The 19,704-nt window shown below is 72.2% G+C and carries 20 protein-coding genes; 11 read left to right on the forward strand and 9 right to left on the reverse strand.

Features of this window, described 5'->3' with window-relative positions; genetic code table 11:
• Positions 1-37: 37 nt before the first annotated feature.
• Positions 38-1,069 (reverse strand): LacI family DNA-binding transcriptional regulator, encoded by a 1,032-nt coding sequence (locus CFP66_RS36230; RefSeq protein WP_094929864.1) that lies wholly within the window; start codon positions 1,067-1,069, stop codon positions 38-40.
• 120 nt (positions 1,070-1,189) lie between these two features.
• Between CFP66_RS36230 and CFP66_RS36235 the strand changes: the two genes are divergently transcribed.
• From CFP66_RS36235 to CFP66_RS36270, 8 genes are all read left to right on the forward strand, one after another.
• Complete coding sequence (locus CFP66_RS36235; protein ID WP_094929865.1) at positions 1,190-2,407, forward strand: amino acid ABC transporter substrate-binding protein; 1,218 nt, start codon at positions 1,190-1,192, stop codon at positions 2,405-2,407.
• Positions 2,404-3,288, forward strand: a complete 885-nt coding sequence (locus CFP66_RS36240) for a branched-chain amino acid ABC transporter permease (protein ID WP_094929866.1) — start codon at positions 2,404-2,406, stop codon at positions 3,286-3,288. Before CFP66_RS36235 ends, CFP66_RS36240 begins: the two co-directional genes overlap by 4 nt.
• Entirely contained in the window at positions 3,272-4,339 is a 1,068-nt protein-coding gene (locus CFP66_RS36245) for a branched-chain amino acid ABC transporter permease (protein ID WP_233160001.1), read from the forward strand. Before CFP66_RS36240 ends, CFP66_RS36245 begins: the two co-directional genes overlap by 17 nt.
• Positions 4,336-5,073 (forward strand): ABC transporter ATP-binding protein, encoded by a 738-nt coding sequence (locus tag CFP66_RS36250; protein WP_094929867.1) that lies wholly within the window; start codon positions 4,336-4,338, stop codon positions 5,071-5,073. Before CFP66_RS36245 ends, CFP66_RS36250 begins: the two co-directional genes overlap by 4 nt.
• Positions 5,066-5,830: an ABC transporter ATP-binding protein gene (locus CFP66_RS36255; protein ID WP_233160002.1), complete on the forward strand. Its 765-nt coding sequence runs from the start codon at positions 5,066-5,068 to the stop codon at positions 5,828-5,830. Before CFP66_RS36250 ends, CFP66_RS36255 begins: the two co-directional genes overlap by 8 nt.
• Positions 5,831-5,835: 5 nt before the next feature.
• Complete coding sequence (locus CFP66_RS36260) at positions 5,836-6,963, forward strand: Gfo/Idh/MocA family protein (protein WP_233160003.1); 1,128 nt, start codon at positions 5,836-5,838, stop codon at positions 6,961-6,963.
• A 67-nt stretch (positions 6,964-7,030) separates the two neighbouring features.
• Entirely contained in the window at positions 7,031-8,200 is a 1,170-nt protein-coding gene (locus tag CFP66_RS36265) for a dihydrodipicolinate synthase family protein (RefSeq protein ID WP_094929869.1), read from the forward strand.
• On the forward strand, positions 8,197-9,102 hold the full coding sequence (locus CFP66_RS36270; protein ID WP_094929870.1) for a sugar phosphate isomerase/epimerase: 906 nt from the start codon (positions 8,197-8,199) through the stop codon (positions 9,100-9,102). Before CFP66_RS36265 ends, CFP66_RS36270 begins: the two co-directional genes overlap by 4 nt.
• A gap of 201 nt (positions 9,103-9,303) precedes the next feature.
• Here the strand turns inward: CFP66_RS36270 and CFP66_RS36275 are convergent, their stop codons facing one another.
• Positions 9,304-9,903 carry a class I SAM-dependent methyltransferase gene (locus CFP66_RS36275; RefSeq protein ID WP_233160005.1) on the reverse strand — a complete coding sequence of 200 codons (600 nt, stop codon included), beginning with the start codon at positions 9,901-9,903 and terminating at the stop codon, positions 9,304-9,306.
• A 308-nt stretch (positions 9,904-10,211) separates the two neighbouring features.
• Here CFP66_RS36275 and CFP66_RS36280 point away from each other — a divergent pair, with 308 nt between their 5' ends.
• The gene (locus CFP66_RS36280) at positions 10,212-10,520 is read left to right on the forward strand and encodes a hypothetical protein (RefSeq protein ID WP_094929871.1); all 309 of its coding nucleotides are present in this window, start codon (positions 10,212-10,214) and stop codon (positions 10,518-10,520) included.
• 13 nt (positions 10,521-10,533) lie between these two features.
• Here CFP66_RS36280 and CFP66_RS36285 read toward each other — a convergent pair whose 3' ends face one another.
• From CFP66_RS36285 to CFP66_RS36305, 5 genes are all read right to left on the reverse strand, one after another.
• Entirely contained in the window at positions 10,534-11,163 is a 630-nt protein-coding gene (locus tag CFP66_RS36285; protein WP_094929872.1) for a proteophosphoglycan 5, read from the reverse strand.
• A gap of 38 nt (positions 11,164-11,201) precedes the next feature.
• Positions 11,202-11,918 (reverse strand): HAD family hydrolase, encoded by a 717-nt coding sequence (locus CFP66_RS36290; RefSeq protein ID WP_094929873.1) that lies wholly within the window; start codon positions 11,916-11,918, stop codon positions 11,202-11,204.
• 16 nt (positions 11,919-11,934) lie between these two features.
• Positions 11,935-12,273, reverse strand: a complete 339-nt coding sequence (locus CFP66_RS36295; RefSeq protein WP_094929874.1) for a hypothetical protein — start codon at positions 12,271-12,273, stop codon at positions 11,935-11,937.
• Positions 12,270-13,715 carry an Nramp family divalent metal transporter gene (locus CFP66_RS36300; protein ID WP_094929875.1) on the reverse strand — a complete coding sequence of 482 codons (1,446 nt, stop codon included), beginning with the start codon at positions 13,713-13,715 and terminating at the stop codon, positions 12,270-12,272. The genes CFP66_RS36295 and CFP66_RS36300 overlap by 4 nt, the downstream gene beginning before the upstream one ends.
• A gap of 72 nt (positions 13,716-13,787) precedes the next feature.
• A complete protein-coding gene (locus CFP66_RS36305; RefSeq protein ID WP_094929876.1) occupies positions 13,788-15,131 on the reverse strand; it encodes an NAD(P)H-dependent oxidoreductase in 1,344 nt (447 codons plus the stop codon).
• 116 nt (positions 15,132-15,247) lie between these two features.
• Here CFP66_RS36305 and CFP66_RS36310 point away from each other — a divergent pair, with 116 nt between their 5' ends.
• Together CFP66_RS36310 and CFP66_RS36315 are read left to right on the forward strand one after the other, a co-directional pair.
• Positions 15,248-16,261 (forward strand): LacI family DNA-binding transcriptional regulator, encoded by a 1,014-nt coding sequence (locus CFP66_RS36310; protein WP_094929877.1) that lies wholly within the window; start codon positions 15,248-15,250, stop codon positions 16,259-16,261.
• 29 nt (positions 16,262-16,290) lie between these two features.
• Entirely contained in the window at positions 16,291-16,608 is a 318-nt protein-coding gene (locus tag CFP66_RS36315) for a putative quinol monooxygenase (protein ID WP_094929878.1), read from the forward strand.
• A gap of 74 nt (positions 16,609-16,682) precedes the next feature.
• On the opposite strand, the gene CFP66_RS36320 is transcribed toward CFP66_RS36315, so the two are convergent.
• On the reverse strand, positions 16,683-18,467 hold the full coding sequence (locus CFP66_RS36320) for a BCCT family transporter (protein WP_094929879.1): 1,785 nt from the start codon (positions 18,465-18,467) through the stop codon (positions 16,683-16,685).
• 252 nt (positions 18,468-18,719) lie between these two features.
• Positions 18,720-19,649 (reverse strand): proteasome assembly chaperone family protein, encoded by a 930-nt coding sequence (locus CFP66_RS36325; RefSeq protein ID WP_094929880.1) that lies wholly within the window; start codon positions 19,647-19,649, stop codon positions 18,720-18,722.
• Between the last annotated feature and the right edge of the window lie 55 nt (positions 19,650-19,704).

Consider the following 19,704-nt stretch of genomic DNA (forward strand, 5'->3'; position numbering starts at 1 on the left):
GCGCGCGAGTCGGGGGCTGGGTGTGTGCTTGTCGCGGTCAGGCCGGGGCGGGGCCCGTGGAGTCGCGGACGATCAGTTCGTGGCCCGTGTTCTTGCGCCGCCTGCGCGCCGTGGGGGGTTTGAGGGCCATCGTGAGGGCCATCTCTCCCATCTCCGTCATCGGTAGCCGCACGGTGGTGAGGCTGGGCGCGAGGTCGGCCGCGACCGCCACGTCGTCCACGCCCGCGACCGAGATCCGCCCCGGCACCGGCACGCCGCGGGAGCGCAGCTCCGACAGCACGCCGATGGCCATCGCGTCGTTCAGCGCGATGAGCGCGGTGAGGTCGGGGTGCTCGGCCAGCAGCTGCTCGGTGCCCGCGTGGCCGCCGTTGCGGGTGAAGTCGGTGTGCAGGACGGGCACGTCGTCGAGCGTCATCCCGTGCGCCTCGAGCGCGGCGGCGACGCCCGCGATGCGGTCGGCCACCGTCGTGAGGACCGCGGGCCCGGCGAGCACGCCGATCCGGCGGTGACCGAGCGCCAGCAGGTGTGCGGTGACGGCGGCGCCCGCGGCCTCGTTGTCCGGGCGCACGGCGTCGGCGGTCAGGTGGTGGCGCCCGATCACCGCCACCCTCCCGCCGGTCTCCTGGAAGGCCGTCAGGACGGCGTTGGACTCCGCCTGCAGTTCGGGTTCGGTGTAGCCGGATCCCGCGACGACGATCGCGTCGGTGCGGTGGGCGATGAGCGTGCGGATCTGGTGCAGCTCGGTACGCGGGTCGCGCGCGGAGTGGCAGATCTGGACGGTGAGCCCACGCTGCGCGGCGACGTCGATCACACCGCTCGCGATCTCGGCGAAGTAAGGGTCGCCGATCTCGTGGACGATCAACCCGACGGTGGACGTCGCGCCGCCGGCCAGCGTGCGCGCGTGGACGTTGGCGACGTAGCCCATCCCCAGCGCCACCTCGCGCACGTGCGCGGCGACGGCCTCGCTCACGCCCTCGCGCCCGGCCAGCGACCGGGAGGCCGTGGCGATCGACACACCGGCACGCGCGGCGACGTCCGCGAGACGCGGTGCGGACCGGGACTTCGGCATCGATGCCTCCTCGCTGCTTCACGGCCCTTGCACGCCGCGAGCGCCGACCCTATTCTACGCAAGCGCTTACGGAAGCGCTTACGTGCCTCGAACCGCCTCATCGACGAGGGGACCCCCACGATGAACGCCCGCAGTGCCTTCCGACTGGCCTGCGTCGCCTGCGCCTCGGCGCTCGCCCTCACCGCGTGCGGTGGGGCCGAGTCCGGGGGCGACTCCGCGACCGACCCGATCACGATCGGGATCTCCCTGCCGCTGACCGGCGACTTCTCCGAGCCGGGCAAGGGCGTCCAGCGCGGCTACGAGGCGTGGGCCGCGGCGGTGAACGACTCGGGGGGCCTGCTCGGTCGGCAGGTCGAGCTGCGCATCCTCGACGACCAGTCCAACTCCGACCGCGTCGTGGCCGACTACGAGTCGCTGATCGCGCAGGACCAGGTCGACCTGGTGTTCGGCCCGTTCTCCACCCGCCTGGTCGTGCCGTCGGCGCGCGTGGCGAGCGAGTACGGGATGCTGTTCGTCGAGCCGGCGGGCGCCGCGGCCGAGGTGTTCGAGCAGGGCTTCGACAACCTCTTCTACGCCGCCCCCGCCATCGCGGACGACCACTACAACCACCTCGCCGACACGATCATCGCCATGCCGGAGGGGCAGCGCCCGCAGACGGCCGCCTACGCGGCGATGGACGACCCCTTCGCGCAGGGCACCGCCTACGGGCTCAAGGCGAAGCTCGAGGCGGCCGGGATCCAGACGGTGGTGGATGAGGTCTACCCGCCCAACACCACCGACTTCTCCTCCATCGCCGCGCAGATCGCCGACTCGCAGGCCGACATCGTGGTGGGCGGCACGCAGTACCAGGACGCGGTGAACCTCATCGTGTCGCTGCAGCAGCTGGGCTACCAGCCGAAGCTGGCGGCGTTCTCCACGGCGCCGACCAACCCCGAGTTCTCGGCGGCGATCGGGGCCCGCACCGAGGGCATCCTCTCGCCCACCGGGTACACAACGGAGGCGCCCTACCCCTCCAACCAGGAGTTCGTGCAGCGCTACACCGCCGAGCACGGCAACCCGCCCTCGGAGGACGAGGCCAACGCCTACACCACCGGGCAGGTCGTGGCCGCCGCGGTGCAGGCCGTGGGGTGCGCCGAGCAGGGCGACTGCCAGCAGCAGCTCATCGACTGGCTGCGCGGCAACACCGTCGACACGGTGGTCGGCCCGCTGTCCTGGGACGCCCAGGGCCGGCCGCAGAGCGCGCACCTGATCCAGCAGTACGTGGACGGGGAGATCCGGATCGTGCTGCCCCAGGACACGGCGGAGGCCGAGTTCACCTACCCCAAGGCTCCCTGGTGAGCGGCTCACTGCTCTTCCAGAGCCTCGTGCTCGGCGTGCTGCTGGGCGGGCTCTACGCCCTGCTGGCCGCCGGGCTCACGCTGTACTTCGGCGTGATGCGGGTGGTGATGATCGCCCACGCTGCGTTCCTCGTGCTCGCCGCGTACCTGGCTTGGGACGTCAACGACCGCTTCGGCGTCGACCCGTTGCTGTCGCTGATCGTCACCGTGCCGCTGTTCTTCGCCCTCGGCGTCGGCTTCCAGCGGCTGCTGATCTCCCGGCTGCGCCCGGCGTCGCTGACGATGATGTCGGTCCTGCTGACGTTCGCGGTGGCGCTGATGATCGAGGGGCTGCTCGGTTTCCTCTACTCGGGCACCCAGCGGCGCGTGCAGCTGTCCTACAGCGCGGCGAGCATCGAGGTGTTCGGTGCGCAGGTCGCGGTCGTCAAACTGATCGCGTTCGGGCTGGCGGCGGTGTCGCTGCTGGCGCTGTACCTGCTGCTCACGCGCAGCCGGTTCGGCCAGGCGCTGCGTGCCACCATCCAGCACCCGCAGGCGGCCCGGCTGATCGGCATCGACACCGACAAGGTGGCGGGCTACGGCTTCGGGCTGGGCCTGGCCACCGCCGCCATCGGCGGCACCGCGCTCTCGCTCGACTCGACGATCTACCCGTCGCTGCACTGGCACTGGATCGGGCCGCTGATGGCGATCATCGTGGTCGGCGGGCTGGGCAGCATCCCGGGCGCGGCCATCGCGGCCATGGTGCTCGGCGTCATGCAGAGCCTGCTGCAGCTGCCGCTGGGTACGACCTGGGCGCAGACCGTGTTCTACCTCGCGCTGTTCGCCACCCTGCTGGTGCGCCCGCAGGGCTTCTTCGGAGGCCGCCTTGCGCAACGTTTCTAGCTCGGCCTTCCGGTGGATCGCGCTCCTCGTGGGCGCCGCCGCCCTGCTCTCGTTCCCGATGTGGAGCCCGAACCCCTACATCACCTCGGCCGGCATCGTCGTGCTGTCCTACGCGGTGCTGTCGACGTCGTGGAACTTCGTCGGCGGGTTCACCGGCTACATGTCGCTGGGCCACGCGGCGTGGTTCGGCCTCGGCGCGTACGGCACCGGCCTGCTGATCACGCGGGCCGGCGTGCCCAGCTTCCTCGCCCTCGGGCTGGCCGGCGTCATCGTGGCGGTGCTGGCCGTGCCGATCGGCATCGCCGCGCTGCGGGTGCGCGGCGCCTCGTTCGTGATCGTGTCGATCGCGCTGGTGCTGGTGCTGCTGCTGGTGTTCCAGAGCTGGCGGGAGTTCACCGGCGGCTCGGACGGGCTCGTGGTGCCCCGGCCGTTCCCGGACCTGCTGCGCCCCGAGCACCACGTCGTGTTCTTCTACCTGTTCGCCGCGCTGCTGGCGGTGGCCCTGCTGGCCTGGTGGACGATCGACCGGTCCCGCTTCGGGCTGGGCCTCAAGGCGATCCGCGAGGACGAGGACAAGGCGCAGTCGCTCGGTGTGCCGACCTTCGCCTACAAGCTGGTGGCCTTCGTCGTCTCCGCCATCTTCACCGCGCTCGGCGGGGGCATGTACGCGCTCTGGTTCGGCGACCTCGACCCGATCTTCCAGTTCTCCATCCTGATCGGGTCCTACATGGTGCTGATGGCGCTGCTCGGCGGTGTCCGCAACCTGTTCGGACCCGTGCTGGGCGCGTTCGTCGTCGGCACCGCGATCGAGTACTTCAAGGTCTCCTACGGCGACACCCAGTTCCACCTGATCGCCACCGGGCTGCTGCTGGGGGTCGTCGTGCTGTTCATGCCCGACGGCGTGATCCCGGCGGTCGCCGGGCTGCTCGCCCGGTTCCGCCCGCAGCAGGGCTCGATCCGCGAGATGACGGCGGCGCAACTGCGCGAGCGGGACCGGACCGACGCCGAGCAGGCTCCCGACCGGAAGGACCGTGCGGAGGTGCGGCGATGACCGCTGAAGGGCTCGCCACCGTCGAGCTGACCAAGACGTTCGGGGGCGTGTGCGCCGTCGACCACGCGAGCGTCGAGTTCCGGCCCGGGAAGATCAACGCGGTGATCGGGCCGAACGGCTCGGGGAAGACGACGTTCTTCAACTGCGTCACCGGGATGATCAAGCCCGACTCGGGCACCGTGCGCTACCGGGGCCACGACGTCACGGGCAGGGCACCGCACCGCATCGCGGCGGCCGGCATCGGGCGCAGCTTCCAGCTGTGCCGGGTCTTCCCGCGCATGACGGTGCGGGAGAACGTGCTCGCCGCCGTCCGCCCGCGCGGGCTCGCGAGCCTGCTGCGCCCCGCGCACGACCCGGCCGAGGTCGAGCGGGCGCAGGGCTGGCTGCGGCGCGTGGGCATCGACCACCTGGAGGACGTCGAGGCCCGCGACCTGTCCTACGGGCAGCAGAAGCTGCTCGAACTCGCCGGGGTGCTGATGGCCGAGCCGGAGACGATCATGCTCGACGAGCCGGCGGGCGGGGTGAACCCGGCGCTGATCGACCGCATCGCCACGCTGGTGCGCGAGCTGAACGCGGAGGGGCGCACCTTCATCGTCGTCGAGCACAACATGGAGCTGGTCATGAGCCTGTCCGACCACGTGGTCGTGTTCGACCGCGGGCGGCCGATCGCGCAGGGCCCGCCGGACAGCGTCCGGACCGACCCCGCCGTGCTGGAGGCGTACCTCGGTGTCTGAAGAAATGCGGGCGGATGAACCCCTGCTGGAACTCACCGACATCGAGGCCGGCTACGGACGGGCGGCGCTCGTGCTGCGCGGCCTCTCGGTCACCGTGCCCGCCGGTTCGGTCGTCTGCCTGGTCGGCCCCAACGGCGCCGGCAAGTCCACCGTCCTGAAGGTCGCGAGCGGGATCCTCGCCCCGCGCTCGGGCACCGTCCGCGTCGACGGCCAGGACGTGACGGGGTGGTCCTCGCAGCGCCTGCTCGGCGCCGGCCTGGCGCACGTGCTGCAGGGCCACAGCGTGTTCCCCGAGATGACCGTGGCCGAGAACGTCACGCTCGGCGCCTACACGCTCGCCGACAAGGAGCGAGTCGCCGAGCGCGTCGCGTTCGTGCAGGGTCTCTTCCCGGTCGTGCGCGAGCGCTGGCGCTCGCTGGCCGGGCTGCTGTCGGGCGGCCAGCAGAAGCAGGTGGAATTCGCCCGCTCGCTGATGGTGAACCCCAAGGTCCTGCTGCTCGACGAGCCGTCGATGGGCCTGGACCCCAAGGCCACCGCCGTCGTGTTCGAGCAGGTCGTCGCCATGCGGGAGGCGGGACTGGCGATCCTGCTCGTCGAGCAGAACGCCCGGCGCGCCCTGGAGACCGCCGACCTCGGCTGCGTCCTGGACCTCGGCCGCGTGCACATCAGCGGCCCCGCGCCGGAGCTCCTCGCCGACCCGCAGCTCGCCGAGCTCTACCTCGGCGGGCGTCCCACCGTCTCACGAGAAGGCAGGTAGTACGCATGCGCATCGTCATGAACGGCGTGACCGGGAGGATGGGCTACCGCCAGCACCTCGTGCGGTCCATCCTCGCGATCCGCGACGACGGCGGTGTCCTGCGCCCCGACGGCACCCGGCTGCAGGTCGAGCCGGTGATCGTGGGGCGCAACCGGGAGAAGCTCACGCAGATCGCCCGCACGCACGACATCGAGACCGTGCACACCGACCTCGACACCGCGCTCGCCGACGAGGACGCGCCGGTCTACTTCGACTCGCTGGTGACGAGCGAGCGCAAGAAGACGATCCTCGCGGCGATCGCCGCCGGCAAGCACGTCTACACCGAGAAGCCGACCGCCGAGTCGGTGGCCGAGGGCCAGGAGCTGGTCGACGCCGCGCAGGCCGCCGGGATCATCAACGGCGTGGTGCACGACAAGATCTACCTGCCGGGTCTGATCAAGTTGAAGCGCCTGATCGACTCCGGGTTCTTCGGGCGGATCCTGTCGGTGCGCGGCGAGTTCGGCTACTGGGTCTTCGAGGGCGACATGCTGCCCGCCCAGCGTCCCAGCTGGAACTACCGGGCCGAGGACGGCGGCGGCATCGTCCTGGACATGTACTGCCACTGGAACTACGTGCTCGAGCACCTGTTCGGTGGGGTGCGCAGTGTGATGACCAGGGCCGTCACGCACATCCCGCAGCGGTGGGACGAGAAGGGTGAGCCCTACGAGGCCACCGCCGACGACGCCGCCTACGGCATCTTCGAGCTGGCCGACGGCGTGATCGCGCAGATCAACTCGTCCTGGGCGGTGCGCGTGGACCGCAAGGAGCTCGTGGAGTTCCAGGTGGACGGCACCCACGGCTCGGCCGTCGCGGGCCTCTTCGGCTGCCGCGTCCAGCCGCGCGTCCGCACCCCCATGCCCGTCTGGAACCCGGACCTGCCCACCGACCAGGACTTCCGGGGGCAGTGGGAGCAGGTGCCCGACAACCAGGAGTTCGGCAACGGGTTCCGCGCCCAGTGGGAGCAGTTCCTGCTCGACGTCGACGCCGGGCGGCCGCACCCGTACGACTTCGCCAGCGGCGTGCGCGGCCTGCAGCTGGTGGACGCGGCGCTGAGGTCGAACGCCGAAGGCGTGCGCGTGGAGCTGCGGCCGTGAGTGGATACGAGGGCTTGACCAACTCGCTAGCACTCGTTCCCTACTCACGGCCTGGAAAGGAGGCCTGATGACCGCCGTCGACACGTCCATAGAGGTGCCCGCCGCGGGAGGTGGCTGGCGCACGATCGAGCTCGCCGCGCCGCGGGTGTGGACGCCGCACCCGCAGCCCTACCGCACCCGCGTCGCGTTCGCGGCCGCCCACGTCGTGGCCGACCCGTGGGGCGAGAACGTGCCCGGGGCGCCGGCGGCGATCGACTGGGAGTCCACGCTGGCGTTCCGCCGCCACCTGTTCTCCTACGGGCTGGGCGTCGCCGAGGCCATGGACACCGCCCAGCGCAACATGGGCCTGGACTGGCCGGCCGTGCAGGAGCTGGTGCGCCGCAGCGCCGCGCAGGCCCAGGCGCACGGAGCCCGCATCGCCGCAGGCGCGGGCACCGACCACCGCACGGACCTGACGTCGGTCGACGACGTGCTCGCCGCCTACACCGAGCAGGTCGAGTTCGTCGAGGGAACCGGTGCCCAGGTGATCCTCATGGCGTCGCGGCAGCTCGCCGCCGTGGCCGCAGGCCCGGACGACTACCTGCGCGTCTACGAGGCCCTGCTGCGCCAGGTGCGCGAGCCGGTGATCCTGCACTGGCTCGGCGAGGCGTTCGACCCGCAGCTCGCGGGCTACTGGGGCTCGGCGGACGTCGCCGACGCCACGGCCACCTTCGTGTCGCTCGTCGAGGCGCATGCAAGCAAGGTCGACGGTGTCAAGGTCTCGCTGCTCTCGGCCGAGCACGAGGTCGGGCTGCGCGCCGAGCTGCCCGAGGGCGTGCGCCTCTACACCGGCGACGACTTCCACTACCCGGAGCTGATCCGCGGCGACGGCACGCACCACTCGGACGCGCTGCTCGGCGCGTTCGCCGCGATCGCGCCGGCGGCCTCGGCCGCGCTGGCGGCGCTGGACTCCGACGACCTCGAGCGCTACGACGCCGAGTTCGCACCCACGCTGGAGCTGTCGCGCAAGGTGTTCGCGGCGCCGACCTTCTACTACAAGACCGGCATCGCGTTCCTGTCCTGGCTCGCCGGGCACCAGCCCGGCTTCACGATGGTCGGCGGGCTGCAGTCGGCACGGTCGGTGGTGCACCTGTCCGAGGTGTTCGCGCTGGCCAACGACGCGCGCCTGCTGCCGGACCCGGAGGCTGCGGCCGCGAAGCTGCGCAGCCTGCTCACGGTGGCCGGAGCCGTGCGATGACCTTGGCGGATCTCGCGGTCGACGTCCCCAGTGGCTCCCCGGCGCGGGTGGCGACGCCCCCGCCGGGTGATCCCCGGCTGGCCCGGCTCTCGCTCAACCAGCGCACCACCGCGAACTGGAACCTGCGGGAGGCGGTGGACGGGACCGTCGCCGCCGGGCTGCCGGCGATCGGGCTGTGGCGCGAGCCGGTGGCCGAGGTCGGCACCCACGTCGCCCGCCAGATCGTCGACGACGCCGGGTTGCGCGTCTCGTCGCTGTGCCGCGGCGGGTTCTTCACCGCCTCCGACCCGGCCGAGCGGGCTCGGGCCCACGATGACAACCTGCACGCCCTCGACGAGGCCGCCGGCCTCGGCACGCGGGCGCTCGTGCTCGTGCCCGGTGGGCTGCCGGCGGGGGACAAGGACCTCGCAGGGGCCCGCGCCCGGGCGGCCGAGGCGATCGCGGCGCTCGTGCCGGCCGCCGTCGAGCGCGGCGTCACGCTGGGCATCGAGCCGATGAACCCGATCTACGCCGCCGACCGCGGCGTGGTGTCCACCCTCGCGCAGGCCCTCGACATCGCCGAGGACTTCGCCCCGCACGAGGTCGGCGTCGTCGTCGACACCTTCCACCTGTGGTGGGAGCCGGGCGTGCACGCCCAGATCGCGCGGGCGGGGGAGCGGATCGTGTCCTACCAGGTCTGCGACTGGATCACCCCGCTGCCGGCCGACTCCCTGCTCGCCCGCGGGATGATGGGTGACGGCCACGTGGACTTCCCGTCCTTCACCCGCGCCGTCGCCGCCACCGGCTACACCGGCGACGTCGAGGTGGAGATCTTCCACGCCGACGTCTGGGCGGCGCCCGGGGACCAGGTGATCGCCACGATGGCCCGGCGCTACGTGGAGCTGGTGCAGCCGCACCTGTGAGCGGCACCGGATGGCGGGACGCGCGGTGATCGCTCCGAGCCGCATAGCAGCGCGGTCGCGGCAGCGGTCAGGTGCGGTTCGGATCGGTATTCGTCCCGTGATCGTCGCGAGACGTACGCGCGTGCTGTTCCCGCACCCCGCGATGTACTGCTCGGACGGATCACGGCTGTCGCGTCGATCCAGAGGCCTGTCCCCGAGTGCTCAGCGGCGCGGGCCGCGGGCCTCGTGGACGATCGCCGGGGGCAGGTTGCGCCAGACCGTCGGGCTCGTCGTCACCTCGGCGAAGTGGGCGCGCAGGTCGGCCAGCTGGCGGCGGGCCGGCGGGGCCCAGCGGGTCCAGGTGTAGCCGAACTGTGTGAACACCCCGTCGGGCGCGAGCACCTGCGTGATCACGGTGTGCAGGCCGCGGCCGTCGGCACCGGGGGAGTAGGCCACCCACGGCAGGCCGCTGACCACCGCGTCGACGGCCGCGATGCCGCGGTCGGCCAGCAGGCGGGGCAGCTCGCGGGCGTCGGCCCGCACGACGTCGACCTCGGGGTGGCGTTCGGCCAGCAGCTCGGCCCAGCGGGCGTTCAGCTCGACGGCCACGTGCCGCGCCCGGCCGCCGGTGCGCTCCTGGATGGCGCGGGTGAACGCGCCGGTGCCCGGGCCCAACTCCACCACGACCGGCGCGGCGTCGGCGGGCAGCGGCCGCACCATCGCCGCGGCGAGGGCGGCGGAACTCGGCGTCACGGAGGCGGTGTGCAGAGGATCGCGCACGAACTCGCGGACGAACCGGCCGGTGTCCACCCACGCCGTCACGGGGGCAGCCTACCGGGCTGCGGACGGCGCACCCATGCGACGAAGGGCACTCTCGTCGGCACCTGGTGTCCCGAACCGGAAGCCCACCACACAACTCGACGGCCCAGCCCTCCGCTGAGCACACCGGCGCCCGGTACGACGCCGGCGCACTCAGCGCACCTGGCCCCGCCGATTCATGCACCGGACTTCCGGTTCGGGACACCAGCGGACGAAGTGCCGTTCGTCGGGCGTAGCGACCCGGGCCTTCCCCTGCCCGAGGGTTCGCCCGTACCGTCGGCGGTGATGCCCGTCACGTGAGGGGGACCGCCGTGCATCCGCACCGACTGCAGCAGCTCGTGACGTCCGTACCGGACAACATCGACGCCGACCAGCGCGCCCGCCTGCTCGCCCACGTCCAGGCCTCCGATCGCTGCCGCGTACGGGCCGAGCGCGTGCGCGAGGAGCTGGACGAGGCGCTCGACGGCGCCGGCACCGCCGACCGCGCCGTCGACCTCGCCAGCGAGCTGGACGGCCTCGAACGCGTCCAGGAACGCATGGACAAGGGGCTCTGTGGCCTGGTGGACGAGCTGACGAGCACGCCGCGCCTCGTGCGCTACGACGACGGAGTGCCCGTCTGACCGGCTCCGGCCGTCACACCCGCAGGAACTCGCGGGCGGCGGCGGCCCCCGCCGCCGGGTCCCACCCGGTGGAGCCGATCACGGCCACGACGTGCGCCTCGTCGACGGCGGCATCCGCGGCGAGCAGCGCGTCGACGGCGCGCGGGTCCGGGGCCGACCCGGCCAGGCCCGGCGCGTCCTGCACGAACTCGCCCACGAGCTCGCGGCACCGGTCGTCGTCGGTGGCGGGCAGGCCGACCGAGGCGAACCCGTCGTCGGGCTCGTACTCGGCACGCCGCCAGGTGCCTTCGGAGAAGCCGTAGACGAAACCGACCCACAGCCCGCGGTCCAGCGCCGCGCGGGCAGGCGGCTCCCACCAGGCGGGGGCGCCCGCGAGCAGGTCGGTCTCCGGTTCCTGGAAGTACTCCGCGGCGGTGGACCAGTAGGTGTCGGAGTACTCGTGGTCGTGCCCCACGAGCACGGCCCGCCCGTCGCCGAGGTGGTGCAGGTCGGCCCAGTTGCCGCCGCCGTCGTCGAAGTGCCACACGGGCCCTGCGGCGTGGCAGCTGTCGCCCCAGCCGCGGGCGGCGCACACCGCGGCGAACGCCGCCCACCGACCGCGCATCGTCCCCGGCTGCGGCAGGTCCAGCACGACGAGCTCCATGGCGTCCCCCTCGGATCGGCGCCATGCTCCCAGGCCCGCTATGCCGACGGCGGCGCGGGCCGGTCGAGCAGGGCGAGCAGCGGGCGGAGGCCGTCGGGGCGGCGGTCGGCCGGCAGGTGGTCCACGAACCGGACCGCGCAGCCGATCGCGGCGGCACCGGCGTCGGCGGTGCGGTCGTCGCCGACCATCAGGACGTCGTGCGGGTCGGTACCGAGCGCGTCGCAGGCGATCCGGAACAGCGCCGGGTCGGGCTTCTGGATGCCGTGCTCGTAGGACAGGACGTACGCGTCCACCGCGCCGTCGAGCCCGTGGGCCCGCACCACCGGCCGCAGGTCCCAGCCGATGTTGCTGATCACCCCGACCCGGATCCCCTGCTGCTGCAGCGCCGCCAGGACGTCGGCGGCGTCGGGATAGGGCTGCCACGCCGCCGGGGACATGTGGCGGTCGTAGAGGGCGTCGTACAGGCGCGGGTCCGGGAGCTCGACCTGGCGGGCCAGCCCGGTGTAGGCGGCGCGGTGGCGCTCGGCGCTCTCGTCGCGGGTGGCCCAGAGCTCGTCCAGGTGCGTGGGAACGGCTTGCGGGGCCGACCCACCGGGCAGGGCACCGGCCCGCTCCAGCTCCTGCGTCAGTCGGTCGACGTCGGCGGGTGGGAGGACTGTCCCCGCCTCGTCGAGCACCGCGGTGAGCCAGCGCTGCGTGCTCTCGATGCGGAAGAGGGTCCCGGAGAAGTCGAAGAGCACACCCTTGATCGCCATGTCGCCATGCTCCCGCTCACCCGGTCGGGCGGTGGACCCGGGCCGCCCGCAGGCAGTAGAGGGCGACGGTCGCGGCGACCAGCCCGAGCACCGGCTGCACGAGCAGCAGCCCCGCGCTCAGCGCGCACGACGACACGGTGAGGATCTTCCACGTCGCGGCCTCGCGCGGACCGCTCCCCGGGCGTGGCGCCGCCGGACGGCCCGCGATCCGCGACCCGACGACACCTTGGACGACCGCGGCGAGGCCGAACACGCCCGCCCACAGCCAGGATCCCTCCGCCGCGCGCAGCCCGGCGAGGACGAGGAAGCAGCCCGCCGCGAGCAGGTGCCCCGGCGACGTGCGGAGCCCGGTCACGACAGCACCCCCAGGTACTGGCCGAGCGCGACGAGCCCGGAGACGAGCAGCACCACCGACGACACGGCCACGAGCGCGCGGGCGGCCGGCCTCGTGCGCAGCCCCGCGGGGAACACACGCCGCTCCAGCACGAGCAGGCCCAGCCCGTAGATGCCGCACGCCACCGTGCCGCCGACGATGTTCGCCGGCGTGATCAGCGCGACGAGGTCGGCGCCGGTGAGGATCAGCGCGGTGGCGCCCAGCAACACATAGACGTAGACGACCTTGCGCGTCGCGCCGAGACCGCGGGTGCGCACCTTCGCCGAGACGGCGGAGAGCGACTCGTAGGTGGTCCGGGAGTAGACCTCCCAGATGGCGTACATGGTGCCGAAGAAGACCATGATGATCGCGACGACGTAGAAGTACCGGAACACCGGATGGATCACGCCGAGCACGTCGCCCTGGTAGGTGAGGACGTTCTGCCCGGTGGGCACGTTGCGCGCCGCACCGAGGATCTCCTTGCCGGTGATCACGAACGCGACCGCCGTCAGAGCCATCGCCGTGAAGCTGAGCACCACGTCGCCCAGCGGCGCCCGCGACCAGCCGCGCACCCGCGTGCGCTCCTGGGGGGTGTCGGCCAGTGCGAGCGGCGCGTCCACGGACCGGTCGCGACCCGGCAGGCCCAGCGCGCCCCACCGCTTCTCGCGCATGAGGCCGGCGTAGCCGATGTAGTCGTACATGCCACCGCCGAGCCCGCCCATGAACACGACCGCCTCGACCCAGACGGCGCGGTCGGCGATCTCGGGGTAGTCGGTGAAGACGAACGGCTCGTAGCCGAAGCCCTGCGGGACGAAGCCGGCCAGCACGTCCAGCCACCGGGGCTGGGCGGCGAACACGGCCACGACCACCAGGGCGACCTTGAGCGAGACGATGGCCACCTGCGCCCGTTCCAGCAGCGCGTACCAGCCGAACCAGGCCAGCGCCGCGGCGAGCACCAGGAGCACCAGCCCCCAGGCCACGGCGGGCCCGCCGAACACGACGTTCAGGTAACTGCCGATGCCGGTGGCGAGCGCGCTGGCCACGAACGGGAACGAGAGCACCGCGAGCGCGCCGACCAGCGCCGGGAACCAGCCGCGGGGCCCCGGGATCGCCCGCGCCAGGCCGCTCATGGGGTGCTCGCCGGTCAGCACGATGTAGCGGTTCGAGACGTAGATGATCGCGGCCTTCGTGACGGCGCCGACCACGACGAGCCACAGGATCGCGTACCCGAAGACCGCCCCGAGCCGCGAGGCGAGGACGGTCTCGCCGCTGCCCACGGTGAGCGAGGCGATGATCGCGCCGGGCCCGAAGAACAGCAGGATCGTCTTCAGGCTCAGTCGCTTGCGGGCCAGCTCGGGCGGCACCTCCGGCAGGAGCGGCGGCTGCGGGGACATCTCGGCCTCGGGATTCTCTGGACGCACCATTGCAGACCCTTCCTCTCGTGGACGGCGGCCCGGCTCAGGCCATCGGAGCGAGGCCCAGGAGCGAGGGCGTCGTCACGGCTGCTCGAGGAGTCGCTCCGTCTCGCGCCGCAGTTCGAGCACGCGGCCGAACGCGGCCTCGTCCAACTGCACGTCGTCCCAGGTGACGATCGCGCCCTTCGCGACGTCGCGCCGCAGCGCGACGTGGTGGGCGAGCGCGATCGGGAGCGCGCGCCGCGTGACGGACGCCCGCGCGGAGATCAGCTTCCCCCAGACCGTGTAGCCGCCCTCGCCGTCGAGCACGTCGCCGGCGGCGAGGTCCTTCTTGGCGGTGGCCACCACGTCGGCGGAGAACCCCTTCGGGGCACCGGTGGCGATGCCGCGCAGGACGGCGTTGGCGATCGAGACGCCGAGCTCGAGGCCGATGTAGTGGTACGGGCGGAAGAGCGCGGCGTACTGCTTCGTCGGGTCGGCGTGCCAGCCGTACTCGGAGAAGCAGCCGGAGACGTAGTCGTTGGTCGCCTTCACGACCACGAAGACGCCCTCCTGCGTGTTGTGCGGGATCGGGGTGCCGTCGCGGGTGACGCTCGACATGACGTCGACGGACCCCTCGTGCGCCAGGACCCCGCCGACCTCGCGGGGCCGGCAGATCGTGGCGATCTGCTCGACGTCGCCCGGGGTGAAGGTCAGCCCTTCGTCCGAGGGCGCCAGGCCGGCCGCGTTGGCCACCGCGGCCATCTCGATGGCCGCCTTCGTGCCGTCCCGGAACGCCGTGTGCATGTAGGGGTTCAGCTGCCCGGAGTCGGTGAGCTCCTTGGAGAACTCCCAGTTCTCCCACACGTTGTCGGGGTTCATCTCGTGGTAGTGCTCGAGGTACTTGGCCCCCTTGCCCGCGCACACGACGTGGAAGCCGCTGGTGCGGGCCCAGTCGACCAGCTCCATGATCAGCGCGGGCTGGTCGCCGTAGGCCATCGAGTACACGAGCCCGCGGTCGGCCGCACGGCGGGCGAGGGCGGGCCCGACCACCGCGTCCGCCTCGACCGTCACCATGATCACGTGCTGGCCTGCGTCGAACGCGGCGAGGGCGTGCGACGTGCCGACGATCGGGTTCCCGGTGGCCTCCACCAGAACGTCGACGCGGTCGGTGAACAGCGGCGACGCGTCCGGGAGCACCGCGGTGGTGCCGTCGGCGAGCGCGGTGGCGAGGTCGTCGGTGACCGCGTCCTCGGGCCAGTCGACGAGCTTCAGCGACTGGTGCGCCCGGTCGAGGTTGATGTCGGCGATCGCCGCGACGTGGATCCCCGGGGTCGTGCGCGCCTGGGCGAGGAACATCGTGCCGAACCGGCCGGCGCCGATGAGGCCCACCCGGATCGGTTCGCCGTCGCGCTCACGGGCCTGCAGCAGGTCGTGCAAGTTCACGGGGACTCCTGTGGCTGCTAGAGTGGTACCGGTTCCAGTTTTGTACCACGCACGTTTCGCCACGGTCAACGATCGACTTGGGGTTGAATGGCCCGGCGCAGCGCGGAGGGAGCGGGATGAAGAAGGCGGCCACCATCCGGGACGTCGCCGCCCACGCGGGGGTCTCCGTCTCGGTGGTGTCGCGCGTGCTCAACGGCACGGGCGCGGTCGCCCCGGCGAAGCGCGCCCAGGTGCTCGAGGCCATCGACGCCCTCGCCTACCGCCCGCGCGCCGCGGCGCGCGAGCTCAGCCACGGTCACAGCGACACCATCGGCCTGCTGCTCGCCGACCTGACCAACCCGTTCTTCGCGCGACTGGCCGACCGGGTGGTCGCCGAAGCGCGCTCGCGCGACCTGCAGATCCTGGTCATGACCACGCAGGAGGACCCGCACCTGGAGGGGCAGGCCCTCGACACGCTCCTCGACCGCTCCGTCGGCGGCATGATCGGCACACCCACCGGGCACAACGTGGAGCGCTGGGAGAAGCTCTCCGCCCTCGACATCCCGGTCGTCTTCGTCGACCGCACCGTCGGCGAGCTCGCCCAGGTGGACGTGGTGAGCATCGAGAACGTCGGGTCCGCCGCCACCGCCACGCGCCACCTGCTCGACCGCGGCCACACGAGGGTCGGGATCGTCTCCGGTCCGCTCGACACGAGCACGGGCGTCGAGCGGGTGCAGGGCTACGAGCAGGCCCTGCGTGAGCGCGGCCTGGCACGCGACGACGCGCTCGTGCGCCCCGCGCCGTTCCGCGGCGACCTCGGGGCCGAGGTCGTGGCCCAGATGCTCGCGCTCGAGGACCCGCCGACCGGTCTCGTCGTGGCCAACACCGCGCAGGTGCGCGTCGTGCTGCGGATGCTCGCCCAGGCCCGTGTCGCGATCCCGGACGACCTCTCGGTGGTGGTCTTCGACGACAACCCGTGGACCGAGCTGATCCGCCCGCCGCTCACCGTGGTCCGCCAGCCGATCGACATGCTCGCGCTGCACTCGGTGGAGCTGGTGCACGCACGGATGCGGCAGAAGCTGCCCCCCGCACCCCGGCGCGTTCGCGTGGTCGCCGAGTTCCTCGAGCGGTCCAGCACGGCCAGGATCTGATGTCCCGTCCCCGAAACCCAGGAGCACACATGCCCGACACGGTGGTTGTCACGGCGGTCTTCGTCCCGCAGCAGGGACGTCAGGAGGAGGCCCGGTCCGCGATCCTCGGCGCGCTCGCCGACGTCCACGCCGAATCGGGGTGCGAGCTCTACGCCCTGCACGACGCGGCGGACGGGAGCCTGGTCCTGATCGAGAAGTGGGAGTCGGCCGAGCTGCTCGACGCCCACGGCAGCGGTGAGCCGGTCGCGCGGCTGGGCAAGGCGGTCTCCGGGCTGCTCGAGAAGCCGCCGGTCGTCGCGCGGATGACCCCGGTGCCCGGCGGTGATGCCGCGAAGGGACGCCTCTGACCGACGTCCCCCGCAACGCACTCCGGCGCGGCCTTCCGATCGGAAGGCCGCGCCGGAGGCGGGTGAACTCTCGCTCAGTCGGTGCGGTCGGCCTGTGACGTGGCCGTCGCCCCGCTCTTCGTGGTGGTTTCCTTGGTGATGAGGTCTTGCGTGCCGGTGTCCGACGACTCCGGGGTGTCCGGCGCAGCCTTGACGGCCACGACGAACTCGTCGCCGTACTTCTCCGTGCCGAAGTCGACCGCCTGCTCGACGGCTGCGATGGACCGCCGATCCCGGCGCATCAACGAGTCGTGGTGCAGGTCCTTCGCCAACGCGACGCACAGCGCCACCATCACGAGGGCGAACGGCGCCGCCGAGATGATCGTGATGTCCCGGACGCCGGTGAGGGCATCGTCCTGACCGGCCCCGACGGCGAGCATGATCGCTGCGATCACACCCATCGCGACGCCCCAGAAGATCACCACCCAGCGGGAGGGCTCGATCGAGCCCCGCTGCGACAGCGTGCCGGTCACGACCGAGGCCGCGTCGGCACCCGACACGAAGAAGATCGCGACGAGCAGCATGGCGACGACGCTGAGGACCCCGCCGAGCGGCATCGAGTGGAGCAGGCCGAAGAGCTGACCCTCCTGGCTGAGCGAGGAGAGGTCGGTGCCGTCGCGCTGCGTCTGGATCGCGGCGCCACCGAAGATCGCGAACCACACCAGGCTGACGCCGCTCGGGATGAGCAGCACGCCGACGACGAACTGCTTGATCGTGCGGCCGCGGCTGATCCGGGCGATGAACATGCCGACGAACGGCGTCCACGAGATCCACCAGGCCCAGTAGAAGACGGTCCAGCCCGACAGCCACTCGGCCGTGGCGTCGCCGCCGGAGGCCTCGGTGCGGGCGGCCATCTGGGCCAGGTTGCCGAAGTAGTCGCCGATGGCGGTCGGGACCAGGTTGAGGATCAGGATGGTGGGCCCGGCCACGAATACGAAGAGGGCCAGGATCCCGGCGAGCACCATGTTGATGTTCGACAGCCACTGGATGCCCTTCGCCACCCCGGACACCGCGGAGGCGACGAACGCGAGGGTGAGCACGGCGATGATGCCGAGCAGCAGGCCGGTGGTGGCCGGCGGCAGCCCGTTGGCCTCCAGGCCGGCCCCGATCTGGAGGGCACCGAGCCCGAGCGACGCGGCCGAGCCGAACAGGGTGGCGAAGATCGCGAGGATGTCGACGACCCTGCCGAAGACCCCTTCGGTGTGCTGCTCACCGAGCAGGGGCGCGAAGGCGGAGCTGATCAGCTGTCGGCGGCCCCGGCGGAAGGTGCTGTAGGCGATCGCCAGCCCGACCACGGCGTAGATCGCCCACGGGTGCAGGGTCCAGTGGAACAGCGTGGTGGCCATCGCGACGTCGAGCGCCTCGGGCGACGCCGGCGCCACCGTGCCCGGTGGCGGATCGGTGAAGTGCGTGAGCGGCTCGTTGACGCCGAAGAACATGAGGCCGATGCCCATGCCGGCGCTGAACATCATCGCGATCCAGGAGACCGTGCGGAACTCCGGACCCTCGTCGTCGTTGCCGAGCGGGATCTTGCCGTACTTGCTGAACGCGAGCCACAGCGCGAAGACCACGAAGCCGGAGGCGATCAGGACGAACGCCCACCCGCCGACGTGCATGAGGCCGGCGAGTACCGAGCTGGACACCGCGCTCAGGGTCGCGGTGGAGGTGGCGCCCCAGATGATCAGGACGATGACCAGGCCTGCGGCGATCCCGAAGACCCATCGGTCGATGGGGTGCCGCTCCTCGGCTGCGGTTGTCAGCGATCCCGGCTCTGCCGGGGGTGCCGGTTCGGCACTCTTGGGTGTTTCATGAACGGTCATCCCGTCTGGGCCCTGGACCTACGCATCCAGAGCCTTCCCCCTTCCGTGGCTCCTGGCTGCCGACACCCTCCTTCCACCGGGCTACGGCGTCAACTCGGAGGGCCGGACGGCGACCTGGTCGTTATATGCCATTCCATCTGCGGTGATGGTGGCGGCCATGATCGCGCCGCTCGCCCCGTCAGAGCAAGCCGCAACGACGCGGTCGACCGCGCCACGGGTGGGTGGAACGCAGGGCTGCGCCCCTCGCCGGGGTCAGACGGTGCCGGGCCCCTCGTCGCGCCCCTTGTCGTCCTCCTGGCCGGCGAGGAAACGCTCGACCTCGGCGGCGAGCTCGTCGGCGCTGGGCAGCTCGCCCGCGAGTCCCATGCTGGAGCGCTCGCCCCGGCCGGAGGCGACCATGTCGTACTGCCGCTCCAGCGCCTCGACCACCTGGCGCACCTCGTCGGATCCCGCCACCTGCTCGGCGATCTCCGCCTCGGTCTTCTCCGCCGCGGCCGACACGGACTCGGTGGGGAGGTAGAGCCCGGCGGCGAGGCCGACGTGGTCCAGCAGCACCCGCGCGGCCTGCGGGTACTCGGCGCGCGCGAGGTAGTGGGGCACGTGCACGGCAAAGCCCATCGCGTCCAGCCCGGCCTCACCGAACCGGTACTCCATCAGCGCGACCGCGCTGCCCGGCACCTCGGCCGTGGCGAACCACGCCTCGTGGCCCTCGGTGAGTTCCGGGTTCGTGCCGTGCACCGTGACGCCGATCGGGCGGGTGTGCGGAACGGCCATCGGGATCGCGGTGAGGTTGATCACCAGACGCACGCCGAACCGCCGCACGACCTGCTCGACGGCCGCGCTGAACCGTTCCCACTGCATGTCCGGCTCCGGGCCTGCCAGCAGCAGGTACTCGGTGTCGCCGGTGTCGGTGAGCGCGACGACGTCCAGCTCGGGGCGCGTGTAGTCGGCCCAGCGGTCGGTGTCGAAGCGCAGCGGGGGGCGGCGGGACCGGTAGTCGATGAGCTGGTCGACGTCGAAGCGCGCCACCAGCTGCGGCTCCCGCCCCTCGTGCAAGGCCTCAACGGCCATGCGGGCCGCCGCCCCCGCGTCGACGAACCCGTCCAACGCCACGAGCAGGACGGGCTCGTCCAGCTGGGGCGCGTCGGGCGCCACCTCGTACAGCTGTTCCGGGTCCAACACGGCACACCTCCGCCTCTCGACGGGACCCGAAGGCCCCGCCCGCCACACGTCTCCA

The organism is Pseudonocardia sp. MH-G8 (genome assembly GCF_002262885.1).
Classification (GTDB): domain Bacteria; phylum Actinomycetota; class Actinomycetes; order Mycobacteriales; family Pseudonocardiaceae; genus Pseudonocardia.